Raw genomic sequence first — 12,510 nt, 5'->3', positions numbered from 1 at the left:
TAGAGGGCTTATGTGGGGTGGAAATGAAGTTATGTGAAGCGTCGGTGAAGTCAGGCGGGCGGTAACGTCAGCCGCGCCTCAACGCCGCCTTCAGGGCGATTAACGAGCGCTATCTCGCCCTGGTGAAGCCGCGCAACTTCCTGCACGAAAGCAAGGCCGAGCCCGCTGCTCTTCTGCCCGCTCGCGCGCGGCAGCGAATAGAAACGCTCGAAGATACGCGCCAGCGCGTAATCCGGAATACCGCTGCCGGTATCCGTTACGCGCACGATAACGCGCTCGCCCTCCTGCCACGCGCCAAGCGTTATTTCACCACCAGGCGGGGTGAAGTCGAGCGCATTGACAAGAAGATTGCCGATGGCCTGGTGCAGCAGCGCCTCGTCGCCCGCCACGCGCAGGCTACCGGGAGCGGGGTCGATAGTGAGCCGCACCGATTTTTGCAAAAGCGTCGAGGCATGCAGCTCCGCGAGCGTGGCGAAAAGCGATGCCAGCAATACCGGCTCAGGCACGATCTCCAGCCGGTTTTCCAGCTTCGCCTGCTGCAACAGCTTCTCCACCAGCGCCTGCATACGCGCGTTTTGCTCAAGAATATTGTCGCAAAAGCGCTGCGCCACCGCCGGCGGCGGCGATTCACGCAGGATCTCCGCCGCACCGCGAATACCCGCAAGTGGGCTTTTCAGCTCGTGCGTCAGCGCGTGGACATACTGCTCGATATAGTTTTTGCCCTCCAGCCGTACGCGCATGTTTTCCAAGGCCTGGGCGAGACGCCGCAACTCGCTGCTGCCGGGGTCAGGCAGCGGCAGCGGCGCGGCTTCGGTGACCGAATCGGCGTAACGCACCAGTGTGCCGATGGAGCGGTTGATCCACAGCACCATCACGATGCCGGTCAGCAGCGCGATACCGAGCAGCGCCACGCCCGCCATCATGATCCGGTGTTCGCTGCGCCTGATCACCGGCGCAAGCGCGATATTCGGCTTGCCCACGCTCAGTACGCCGATGATGCGCCCGGCGTCGCGTACGGGCGCGGCGACATACATTACGGTGCTGTCAGGGTCGTCCGGATGCAGCGGCGAACTGCGCGCGCCATACTTGCCGCGAAGCGTCAGCCAGACATCGTTCCAGCGCGAATAGTCCTGCCCGACTGCCGCGCCGCTGGAGTCAAACACCACGCGCCCCTGCGCGTCGGTCAGGTACACGCGGTATTCATTGCGCTCTTTTTTAATGCCGCTGATGTTGGCGTTGACCGGGTAATGATTTAACCGCTCAAAGGCCTGCGCCAGCTGCCCGTCGCGCGGATGGCCCGCCAGCAGATCGTCACGGGCGATTTCCGCCAGCAGCGTGGCGGTGTCATTAAGCGAGCCTTCCGTCGCCCGCCGCACGCCGGGTTTGATCTCCTGCACGAAAATCGTGAGAACAAACCAGGCCGCCACGGCGACAATTAGAAAGTAGCCCAGCAGCAGCCGCATGCCGATACGCATCAGTTTACCGCCAGGCTGTAGCCCAGCCCCCGATGCGTATTGACAGGCGACACGTCAGGATTGACCGCGCGCAGCTTGGCGCGCAGCGTTTTAATATGGGTATCGACGGTGCGATCGAAACTGTCGTTCGCATCTCCCCAGACGATATCCATCAGTTGCTGGCGCGAATAGACGCGCCCCGGTGCCAGCAGCAGCGTTTTCAGCAGCAGGTATTCATAGCGGGTGAGCGACAGCGGCTGACCACACCAGGCGATGTGCGCGGCCTCGTCATTGAGCTCGAAACGCCCCACCCGCACGACGGTCTGCGCGCCGCGCTGCTGCTTTTGCAGACGCCGCAGGATGGTACGCACACGGGCGCAAACTTCCCGAGGCGAAAACGGCTTGGCGACATAATCATCCGCGCCGATTTCCAGGCCAATAAGCTTATCGACCTCTTCGCTGCGCGCGGTCAGAAACAGCACCGGCAGCGCAGGATGCGCCGCCAGAAGCTGACGACATAACTCAAAGCCGCTGATATCCGGCAGGCCCACATCCAGCACGACGAGATCGGGCAGCGTCTGGCGCGCGGCATCCAGCGCGGGCAGCCCGCGCTCAAACGTCCGCACCGTAAACCCTTCAAGCTGCATCACATATGACAGCGCTTCGCTGATGCTGGTCTCATCCTCCACCAGCCAGACGGTTGTCTGATTCATCCTGAATAGTCCTGTGAATTACCGGGCCTGACCCCACGGCATAATCGGTACGGCGCTCAGCGCGTTTTTCGGCGAGCCTTCGACAACTTTATCGGAATAGGTCAGATAGGCGAGCGTGTTGCGTTTCGCGTCGTAAAAACGCACCACCTGCAGTTTTTTAAAGACCAGCGATGTGCGCTTCTGGAACACCACATCGCCCTGCGCTTTCCCGGCTTTGATTTTATCGCTCAGTTCAATGGGCCCGACCTGCTGGCAGGAAATCGCCGCATCGGACGTGTCTTCCGCAAGCCCCAGTCCGCCCTTGATACCGCCGGTTTTGGCGCGGCTCAGGTAGCAGGTCACATTTTTGACATCCGGATCGTCAAACGCTTCCACCACGATTTTGTGATCCGGCCCCAGCCATTTAAACACGGTATCAACCGATCCAATTTCTTCCGCACGTAAACCGCCGGTTAAAGCCATAAACAATGTCGGAATTAATAACAGCTTGTATTTCATATTGTTACCATTCATTAAAGGTTACGTTTAGTGATTATTCACCGTTAAAACAAAAAACCTTACAGATCACATTGTTACTCAAAAATCCTGTTTTGCAGCAGTCCGCTCCGCTTTAACCGCAAAAGAAAACACTGAATGCCAGAAGAACAAAAAATGCTACTATTCGCTACCCACTTTTTCAGGCACTGCGTTTAAGGATGAGGATTAAATATGGATCAGTCTGGGATCATTCGGGATCTGCTCGCCTGGCTGGAAAGCCATCTTGATCACCCCTTGTCTCTGGACAATGTGGCGGCTAAAGCCGGGTATTCCAAGTGGCATTTGCAACGGATGTTCAAAGAGGTGACGGGCCATGCCATCGGGGCTTATATTCGCGCGCGCCGCTTGTCCAAATCCGCCGTTGCGCTGCGTCTCACCGCGCGCCCGATTCTCGACATCGCGCTGCAATACCGTTTCGATTCGCAACAGACGTTTACTCGCGCGTTTAAAAAGCAGTTCTCGCTGACGCCTGCGCTCTATCGCCGCTCGGCGGACTGGAGCGCGCAGGGTATGCGCCCGCCGCTGCGCCTTGAGCCGTTCACGCCACCGCCGCATCAGTTTGTCACGCTCGCGCCGATGCACCTCACCGGCCTCACCCAGAGCTATACCTGCTCGCTTGAGCAAATCTCGGTGTTCCGCCAGCAGATGCGTGTCCAGTTCTGGCGCGAATTTCTCGCGAACTGTCCGACCATTCCACCGGTCTTTTACGGCCTGAATGAATCACGCCCGAGCGTTGAAAAAGATGACGAGCAGGAAGTCTTTTACACCACCGCGCTGCCGGAGCCGCTGGCGGAAGGCTGCGTGGAGCACGCCCATCCGGTGACGCTTGAAGGCGGCGATTATGTGCAGTTTACCTATGAAGGACCAGGCACCGGCGTTCAGGAGTTTATCCTGACCGTCTACGGCACCTGTATGCCCGCACTGGGGCTGACGCGCCGCCGTGGTCAGGATATCGAGCGCTATTTGCTTACGGAGGCGTCCGGTGCCCAGGAGGGTGACATCAACCTGCGCTGTGAGTACCTGATCCCCATCCGCCGTTAACGCTGTAGCTCATCCAGCGCAGGCGCATCGAGATGCGACACATCGCCTGCGGTTTCCACCACCCAGCCGGACGCCAGCCACGGGCTCTGCTGATAATCGACACGAGAGATTGAGCAGTTGCGCAGGCGCAGTCGGCGCTCCGCATACGCGGGCAGACCGAGAATGGTGCTGACGAGGCAGCCAAGCGCCATACCGTGGCTCACCAGTAACGGGCGGCTTCCCGGCGGCAGATCGAGGCAGGCGTTCAGCGCGCCGTGCATACGCTCGCTCACTTCCTGCATCGATTCCCCTTGCGGAATACGACCATCCGGCGTGCCGTTCACCAGCTGGCGACGCCAGCCTTCTTCTTCTTCGCTGAGCGTGTCGAGATGACGGCGCTCAAGGATGCCCATATCCAGCTCACGCAGGCGCGGATCGAGTATCACGTCGCAGCCGCAGCCCTGCGCGATAATCTCAGCGGTGCGCTGCGTGCGTCCCAGATCGCTGGTGATAATGTGCGTGATGCCAAGCGCTTTGGCGCGCTGCGCCACCTGCATGGCCTGGCGTTCCCCTTTTTCCGTCAATGGGCTGTCCGATTGCCCCTGGATACGTCGCTCGGCGTTCCACTGCGTTTCACCGTGGCGAACCAGATATACCTGTAACATGCTTTTTATCCGTTATACTGCTGCGACTTTAAACGTCTGTGAGTGTGAATTGAATTATGTACCATGTTGTCTGCGCCACGACGAATCCAGCCAAAATTCAGGCGATTCTGCGTGCATTTAGCGAGATTTTCGGCGAAGCAGCATCCTGCCATATTGACGCCGTCTCCGTCGATAGCGGCGTGCCGGAACAGCCGCTCGGCAGTGAAGAAACGCGCACCGGCGCACGCCAGCGCGTCATTAATGCCCGCGCGCTGCGCCCGCAAGCCGATTACTGGGTGGCGATTGAAGCCGGTATTGATGACGACAGCACGTTTAGCTGGGTGGTGATTGAAAGCGCAGACCAGCGTGGCGAAGCGCGCTCGGCGACGCTGCCGCTGCCTGCGGCGATCCTTAATGAAGTGCGCGCCGGAAAAGCGCTTGGGCCGGTGATGTCCGCCTGGACAGGTATTGATGAAATCGGGCGTAAAGAAGGGGCTATCGGCATTTTCACCGCCGGTAAGCTGACGCGCAGCAGCGTCTACCATCAGGCGGTGATCCTGGCCTTAAGCCCCTTTCATAACGCGATTTACCGCTGAGCCTGTAACAGCTCCTGTTCAAGCCACTGGCGCAGCTCCGGCGGCGCCGCTTTCAGGCTGTTAGAGCCGCGGGTGATCGTCGCGATCCCCGCGCCCAGTTCGCTTTTCAGCTCGCGCTGGCTCATCTCGCCGCGCAGCAGCTCTTCAATGATCCGCACACGCGTGCCGAGCGCGGCGCGTTCGTCCGGCGTCAGCAGCAGCGTCAGCAGCGGAAGATGCAGGTCTTTGTCGAAAGATTGTTTCAGGAGCGCCACAAAGCGCAGCCACTCCTGATTACTCTGTTCGGCCTGGGCCGCGGAATAGGTTGAATGTTGAGTCATCAGATGCCGCCATACTCGTTCACTAGTACGACAGAATAGCACAACGCCGCCGAATCAGTAACGGCGGCTCCACTCCGCATCGCTCATCAACACCGGCTTACCGCCCATGAAGTAACGGTAATAGGCATCATAAGCCAGCACGTTTTTCACATAACCGCGCGTCTCGGAGAACGGAATACTTTCGACAAACGCGACCGCATCGATACGCCCGGCGCTGTTGCCAAGCCAGGTGCGCACGCGCCCCGGCCCGGCGTTATAGGCGGCGGAGGCGAAAATACGGTTGTTGTCGAACATCCCGTAGACGTACTGCAAATAGCTGGTGCCTATCTGGATGTTGGTTTCCGGGTCGAGCAGCTGCGCGCTATTGCTGTAGCCTGGCAGATTAAACATCTTCACCGTGTGGGTAGCGGTGCCCGGCATTAATTGCATCAGGCCGGACGCACCTACCGGCGAGCGCACTTTCGGGTTCCAGGCGCTCTCCTGACGGGCGATCGCCATCGCGTAGCTCTGCGGAACGGCTTTGTCGCTCACGTAGCGGGCGAAGAGATCTTTATAAGCCAGCGGGAAACGCTCTTCGAGCTGATCCCAGAGCTTACCGGCGATCGTCGCCTGCACGCTCAGATCCCACCAGTTACGATCAAACGCGTAACGCGCCAGCGCCGCCTGCTCCTGCTTGCTGCGGCTGGTGACGAGATTCGCCCATTCGCTGCGCGCGGTGTTATCAAGGCCCCAGTACATCAGCTCGCGCACGCGCGCCATCTCCGGGCCTTCAAACAGCGCGGCGTTTACCGCTGGCGCTTTATCGACACGCAGCGGGTAATCTTCGCCAAGCCGCTGCGCCGCTGCCATCGGGTAGAAACCGCGCTGCTGCATCAGTGAATGCAGAATGGTTTTGGCCTCGTCGTCGCGCCCGCGCTCCATCAGGAGATCGGCCTGCCAGTAGCGCCATTCATCTTTTTCTTTCGCCTCCATCGGCAGGCGCGCAAGCCAGGTGTTTAACCCGCTGCGATCGCCGGTGCCAAGCGCCATACGCACCCGACGCTCAATGAGCGATGTGGATTCTGAACGCATGATCGCGTCGTCGCGCCAGCGGGCCTGCTCTGCGGTGACATCGCTGCCCATGAGACGCCACGCTACGATATCGCGCAGCTCCTGCGCCTGGGCGTCGTTCAGTTGCTGCGCCTGGATGAGCGACGGGATCATCAGCCGCGCGTTTTCCACATCCTGACGGGCGACGCTTGCAAACGCCACCGCGGCCATCTGGCGCGTGAAATCGGTCGCGCCGACGCTGCGCACAAAAGTCATCACGCTGTTGGGATCGTTCGCCAGGCTCACCAGCGCGCTGCTGATGGTCTGATAATCCGGCGGCAGCTGGCTTGCGAGCGAGCTGACAAGCGACGTGTTGCCCTCTTTCATCGCAAGGCGAATGCGCTCAAGGTAAGCCAGCGGATCCTGCGCGCCGGACGTGCGCCACGCCTGGAAGAGGCGCTCGCACGCCGCAGGCAGGTTTTTGCCGGTCTGCCAGAGATCTTTCGCGCCCTGCCAGGCGCCCTGCGCGTCGCCGGTGTTCCACTTCGCGTAATAGTAGTTGCACTGCGCCTCGGTGCTGCCAGGCGGTTGCGGGCTGAACGCCAGCAGGCCGCGCCAGTCTTCGCGGCGCGCCAGTTCGTTGACAAACCGGGACGTCAGCGTGCGCGCCGGCGGCAGCGTCGGGTTCGCCTGAATAAACTGCTGCACCGCGATAGTCGGCTCGTTCATGAGATCGTCAGTGAGCTGGCGATACTGCAAATAGGGATAGAGCGGATAGGTTTGCAGGGTGGGCATCAGTTGCTCCACCACGTCCATCTGCCGGTTATCCCACGCTTGTTTGATCTGCGCATAGCGGCTGCGCTGCTCGTCGAGCGAATCGGCGCGTGCGGCCTGGCCGAGCGTCAGCAGGCAGACGCCCGCCGCCAGCCACCGCCAGACGACCTGTCTGGATGTTCCCACAATCCTTCCTCATGTTAATTGACTGACCGGCAGCCTCATGCCGCCTGAAATTCTCAGATACTTCATGCTAACCAGGCGAAGGCCGTTGCGCCATGTCGCGAACATTTTTTTACCATTCGCGCATTAATGCCTCTTACGCCGCATTCACGGCGTTGCTGGCTGGGATTAAGCGTTGAAAACAGCTAAACTCCGCAGCTGAGAAACCCTTAATCATGATAAGAGGCGAAGTCCAACGTGGCTCAATTCGTATACACCATGCATCGCGTCGGCAAAGTTGTTCCGCCGAAGCGACACATTCTGAAGAATATCTCTCTGAGCTTTTTCCCTGGCGCCAAAATCGGTGTGCTGGGCCTGAACGGCGCCGGTAAATCCACCCTGCTGCGCATCATGGCGGGCATCGATAAAGATATCGAAGGTGAAGCCCGTCCGCAGCCTGGCATCAAAATCGGCTACCTGCCGCAGGAGCCGCAGCTCAACCCTGAACATACCGTGCGCGAATCGATCGAAGAAGCGGTCGCGGAAGTCGTTAACGCGCTCAAGCGCCTGGATGAAGTGTACGCGCTGTACGCCGATCCGGATGCCGATTTCGATAAGCTCGCCGCCGAGCAGGGCAAACTGGAAGAGATTATCCAGGCCCATGACGGTCACAACCTGAACGTGCAGCTGGAACGCGCGGCTGACGCCCTGCGTCTGCCGGACTGGGATGCGAAAGTCGCGAATCTCTCCGGTGGTGAACGCCGCCGCGTGGCGCTCTGCCGCCTGCTGCTCGAAAAACCGGACATGCTGCTGCTCGACGAACCGACCAACCACCTGGACGCCGAATCCGTCGCCTGGCTGGAGCGCTTCCTGCACGACTTCGAAGGCACCGTTGTGGCGATTACTCACGACCGTTACTTCCTCGATAATGTGGCAGGCTGGATCCTCGAACTGGACCGCGGCGAAGGTATTCCGTGGGAAGGCAACTACTCTTCCTGGCTTGAGCAGAAAGATCAGCGTCTGGCGCAGGAAGCCTCTCAGGAAGCCGCGCGTCGTAAATCTATCGAGAAAGAGCTGGAGTGGGTGCGTCAGGGCGCGAAAGGTCGTCAGTCCAAGGGCAAAGCCCGTCTGGCGCGCTTTGAAGAACTTAACAACACCGAATACCAGAAGCGTAACGAAACCAACGAACTCTTTATTCCGCCGGGACCGCGTCTGGGCGATAAAGTGGTGGAAGTCAGCCATCTGCGTAAATCCTACGGCGACCGCGTGCTGATTGACGATCTGAGCTTCTCCGTGCCGAAAGGCGCGATTGTCGGCATCATCGGTCCGAACGGCGCGGGTAAATCCACCCTGTTCCGTATGATGTCTGGCCAGGAACAGCCGGACAGCGGCACCATTACGCTTGGTGAAACCGTGAAACTCGCGTCTGTTGACCAGTTCCGTGACGCCATGGACAACAGCAAAACCGTCTGGGAAGAAGTCTCCGGCGGGCTGGATATCATGAAGATCGGCAACACCGAAATGCCGAGCCGCGCGTACGTTGGCCGCTTTAACTTTAAAGGCGTGGACCAGGGCAAACGCGTGGGCGAGCTGTCCGGTGGTGAGCGCGGTCGTCTGCATCTGGCGAAACTGTTGCAGGTGGGCGGCAACATGCTGCTGCTCGATGAACCGACCAACGACCTGGATATCGAAACCCTGCGCGCGCTGGAAAACGCCCTGCTGGAGTTCCCGGGCTGCGCGATGGTTATCTCGCACGACCGCTGGTTCCTGGACCGTATCGCCACACACATTCTGGATTATCAGGATGAAGGTAAAGTGGAATTCTTCGAAGGTAACTTCACCGAGTACGAAGAGTATAAGAAACGCACGCTGGGCGCCGAAGCGCTGGAGCCGAAGCGTATCAAATACAAACGTATCGCCAAGTAATTCCCGCAAAGGCCTTCTTAATGAAGGCCGTTTTATTAGTGATTCCCCTCAGATAAATACCTGCCCTCTACTCCGATTTATTCCTGACCAATTGTCCATTCACCCTTGTTATGGTAATTAATAAATCATATCCCTCCATTTTCATATGATCTTTCATGAACGAGGGTTTTTTATTATTAGCGCTATGATTTTCATGGAATGGAAATGTCACGGAATCGTTGTCAGGGTAAGCGGGCCGCCGCCTGCACGTCGTTAACGTCATCTCTCCTCGCTTTTCATCATTTTCAGCGTCAATACATAAAAACAACAGACAGTTTGTAGATTTACTACCGGCACGCGCCGTAGCCTCTCGCTATGCTTGGTTGCTTTCTTTATACCGGCAACGATGGCTCGGGCATATTGACGTTATTAAACGCGCAGGCAGCCGTTAAAACATTTTTTATATAAATATATATCCGTCATTTATTCATTATATTAATGGTCATCACACAGTGCTCACGAAAATAAAAAATTTTTCAGCATGGATGCGGCGTCAGGATTTTTCCCGCCTGCTTATTTTGTTTCAGCGCCACAGCGCGAAAATCGTCATTGGCGCGCCATTTCTGTTGCTGGTGATTTATCTGCTTATTTTCAGCCAGCCGCGTTATGTGAGCGAATCACAGGTCGCCATCAAACGCGCCAGTGATATCGAAAACGGCAGCCTGAATATTGGCCTGCTGATGGGTGCCTCTAACCCTACTTCTGCCGAAGATGCGCTGTACCTGAAAGAGTATCTGCACTCGCCGGATCTCTTAGCCGTACTCGATAAACAGCTCAATTTTAAACAGGCCTTTGGCGACAGCGGACTGGATCTCTTCTATCACCTTTATGCCAGCGCGAGCGCCGAAGAATTTCTGGATTACTACCGTCACCGCATCACCATCAATTACGACAACAAAAACGGCCTGCTGACCATCCAGACTCAGGGCTTCACGCCCGAATTCGCCCTGCGTTTCAACCAGGCGGTGCTCAAAGAGTCCGAGCGGTTTATCAACGAGCTTTCGCATCATATTGCGCGCGACCAGCAATCCTTCGCCGAAAGCGAGCTCGACAAAGCGCGCAAGCGCCTCGACGCCAGCAAAAGCGCGCTGCTCGCCTTTCAGAACCGCAACCAGATGCTCGATCCACAAGCTTCCGCCGTCGCCGCGAGCTCAGCGGTCAACAACCTGACCGAGCAAAAGATTCGCCTCGAAACAGAGCTGCGTACTCTGCTGACGTATCTGCGTGAAGATGCGCCGCAGGTCATCACGACGAAAAACACGCTGGCCTCCATTAACGCGCAAATTGAGAAAGAGAAAAACAACATTACCGCACCGGAAGGCGACCGCCTCAACCGTGTGGCGGCGGATTTCGAAGAGCTGAAATCGCGCGTGACGTTTGATACAGACCTGTACCAGCTCGCGCTCACGGCCATTGAAAAAACGCGCGTGGAATCGGCCCGTAAGCTGAAAAGCCTGGCGGTGATCAGTTCTCCCCAGCTTGCCGAGGAAGCCCGCTACCCCGAGACGCTCTACCTGTTAGCCAGTTGCCTGCTGATCTGCTGCCTGCTGTTCGGCACGCTCAGACTGCTGCTGGCCATTATTGACGATCACCGTGCTTAACCTTGCCGCTTTCACACCCGAGAGAGTTATGAAAAACGTTTCATCCGCCTCACTGATCTTTTTCTGTTTATCGGCCTGCGCCAGCGCGCTTGATCTCACCGCCGACCCGGCGCTGACCGGCGCGGCGCCCATTCTGTCATCGTCGTCATCGGCTCCGGTCAGCGCAGATGGCTTTGATAACACGCCGCCGCCCGCGCCCGCCACGGTCATGAGCCGCATGTTCGGCGCACAGCTTTTTACCGCCCAAAACGCGGAAGGCGGGGCTGGCATCGCCTTCAACCCCAATTATGTGATTGGTCTTGGCGACACCATTCAGGTGCGTCTGTGGGGCGCTTTCACGTATGACGGCACATTAACCGTCGACCCGAAAGGCAACATCTTTCTGCCTAACGTCGGCCCGCTTAAAGTTGCAGGTGTGACGAATAGCCAGCTCAACGCACTGGTTATCTCGCGAGTGAAAGAGGTGTACCAGGCGAATGTGAATGTCTACGCCTCGCTGGTTCAGGCGCAGCCGGTGAAAGTGTTTGTCACGGGCTATGTCCGCACGCCGGGGTTATATGGCGGCGTGGCGTCCGACTCGCTGCTTTCGTATCTCAGCAAAGCGGGCGGCGTGGACAGCGAGCGCGGCAGTTATGTCGATATCACCGTCAAACGCGGCCAGAAAACGCGCTCGCATGTGAACCTGTATGATTTTCTGCTCAACGGCAGCCTCAGCCTGTCGCAGTTCGCCGATGGCGACACCATTATCGTCGGTCCACGCCAGCACACCTTTGGCGTCGAAGGCGATGTCTTTAACAGCTACGACTTTGAATTTACCGATGAGCGTATTCCGGTTTCCGAAGCGCTGCGCTGGGCGCGGCCTAAACCGGGGGCCACGCATGTGACGCTGATGCGCCAGCAAGGCGCGATGAAGCAGAGCGAATATTTCCCGATTAGCGAAACCGCAGGCCGCATGTTGCAGGATGGCGATCGCATGGTGGTCAGTTCTGATCGCTATACCGGCACCATCCAGGTACGCGTGGAAGGCGCACACTCCGGCGAACATGCGATGGTATTGCCTTACGGTGCCACGCTGCGCCAGGTGATGGCGAAACTGCGCCCGAACACGATGTCGCAGTTAAACGCCATCAAACTCTATCGCCGCTCGGTCGCGCTGCGTCAGAAAGAGATGCTGGATCTGTCGCTGCAAAAGCTGGAGCAGGCTTCGCTCTCAGCGCAGTCCTCCACACAGGAGGAATCGCGCCTGCGTATGCAGGAGGCGCAACTGGTCAGCCGCTTCGTGGCGAAAGCCCGCACTGTGGTGCCGCAGGGCGAAGTGGTACTGAATGAGAACAACCTTGATTCCGTGCTGCTGGAAGATGGCGACGTTATCACCATCCCGGAGAAAACGTCGCTCGTCATGGTGCATGGCGAAGTGCTGTTCCCCAACGCCGTCACCTGGGAGAAAGGGCTGGAGCCTGAGGATTACATCGCCAAATGCGGCGGTATGACGCAAAAAGCCAGCGGTGCGAAAGTTATCGTGATTCGCCAGAACGGCGAGGCGCTCAATGCCGAAGATGTCGATGACATGCAGCCGGGCGATGAGCTGATGGTGCTGCCGAAGTATGAGTCGAAGAATATTGAAGTGACGCGCGGCATTTCGACCATCATGTACCAGCTGGCTGTCGCCGCGAAAGTCATCCTGACGCTGTAATC

The 12,510-nt window shown here is 58.2% G+C and carries 11 protein-coding genes; 5 read left to right on the top strand and 6 right to left on the bottom strand.

What is annotated here, in order from left to right:
* Window positions 1–50: 50 nt before the first annotated feature.
* From creC to creA, 3 genes are read right to left on the bottom strand one after another with little or no spacing between them, the layout of a single operon-like run.
* A complete protein-coding gene (gene creC / locus ACUW6V_RS12990; RefSeq protein ID WP_014729638.1) occupies window positions 51–1,475 on the bottom strand; it encodes a two-component system sensor histidine kinase CreC in 1,425 nt (474 codons plus the stop codon).
* Complete coding sequence (gene creB / locus ACUW6V_RS12985; RefSeq protein WP_012125818.1) at window positions 1,475–2,167, bottom strand: two-component system response regulator CreB; 693 nt, start codon at window positions 2,165–2,167, stop codon at window positions 1,475–1,477. Before creB ends, creC begins: the two co-directional genes overlap by 1 nt.
* Before the next feature lie 18 nt (window positions 2,168–2,185).
* The gene (gene creA / locus ACUW6V_RS12980; protein WP_007889171.1) at window positions 2,186–2,665 is read right to left on the bottom strand and encodes a protein CreA; all 480 of its coding nucleotides are present in this window, start codon (window positions 2,663–2,665) and stop codon (window positions 2,186–2,188) included.
* A 210-nt stretch (window positions 2,666–2,875) separates the two neighbouring features.
* Between creA and robA the strand changes: the two genes are divergently transcribed.
* The gene (robA, locus tag ACUW6V_RS12975; RefSeq protein ID WP_004386284.1) at window positions 2,876–3,745 is read left to right on the top strand and encodes an MDR efflux pump AcrAB transcriptional activator RobA; all 870 of its coding nucleotides are present in this window, start codon (window positions 2,876–2,878) and stop codon (window positions 3,743–3,745) included.
* Here the strand turns inward: robA and gpmB are convergent.
* The gene (gpmB, locus tag ACUW6V_RS12970) at window positions 3,742–4,389 is read right to left on the bottom strand and encodes a 2,3-diphosphoglycerate-dependent phosphoglycerate mutase GpmB (RefSeq protein ID WP_004386285.1); all 648 of its coding nucleotides are present in this window, start codon (window positions 4,387–4,389) and stop codon (window positions 3,742–3,744) included. The two genes, robA and gpmB, sit on opposite strands and share 4 nt — an antisense overlap.
* A 56-nt stretch (window positions 4,390–4,445) precedes the next feature.
* Here gpmB and yjjX point away from each other — a divergent pair, with 56 nt between their 5' ends.
* Window positions 4,446–4,964: an inosine/xanthosine triphosphatase gene (gene yjjX / locus ACUW6V_RS12965; RefSeq protein ID WP_104658502.1), complete on the top strand. Its 519-nt coding sequence runs from the start codon at window positions 4,446–4,448 to the stop codon at window positions 4,962–4,964.
* On the opposite strand, the gene trpR is transcribed toward yjjX, so the two are convergent.
* Complete coding sequence (trpR, locus tag ACUW6V_RS12960; RefSeq protein ID WP_004386287.1) at window positions 4,955–5,284, bottom strand: trp operon repressor; 330 nt, start codon at window positions 5,282–5,284, stop codon at window positions 4,955–4,957. The genes yjjX and trpR overlap by 10 nt on opposite strands.
* A gap of 54 nt (window positions 5,285–5,338) precedes the next feature.
* The gene (gene sltY, locus ACUW6V_RS12955; RefSeq protein ID WP_142969474.1) at window positions 5,339–7,273 is read right to left on the bottom strand and encodes a murein transglycosylase; all 1,935 of its coding nucleotides are present in this window, start codon (window positions 7,271–7,273) and stop codon (window positions 5,339–5,341) included.
* Between the two features lie 234 nt (window positions 7,274–7,507).
* Here sltY and ettA point away from each other — a divergent pair, with 234 nt between their 5' ends.
* The 3 genes from ettA (at window position 7,508) to ACUW6V_RS12940 (ending at window position 12,508) form a co-directional block, all read left to right on the top strand.
* Window positions 7,508–9,175 (top strand): energy-dependent translational throttle protein EttA, encoded by a 1,668-nt coding sequence (ettA, locus tag ACUW6V_RS12950; protein ID WP_004386289.1) that lies wholly within the window; start codon window positions 7,508–7,510, stop codon window positions 9,173–9,175.
* Window positions 9,176–9,666: 491 nt separating this feature from the next.
* Entirely contained in the window at window positions 9,667–10,815 is a 1,149-nt protein-coding gene (locus tag ACUW6V_RS12945; RefSeq protein ID WP_319704446.1) for a capsule biosynthesis protein, read from the top strand.
* Between the two features lie 28 nt (window positions 10,816–10,843).
* Complete coding sequence (locus ACUW6V_RS12940; RefSeq protein ID WP_007889189.1) at window positions 10,844–12,508, top strand: polysaccharide biosynthesis/export family protein; 1,665 nt, start codon at window positions 10,844–10,846, stop codon at window positions 12,506–12,508.
* The last annotated feature ends 2 nt before the right edge of the window (window positions 12,509–12,510 follow it).

The sequence above is a fragment of the Cronobacter sp. 153480017-3 genome, assembly GCF_053627815.1.
This window is presented reverse-complemented; position numbering and strand designations above follow the sequence as displayed.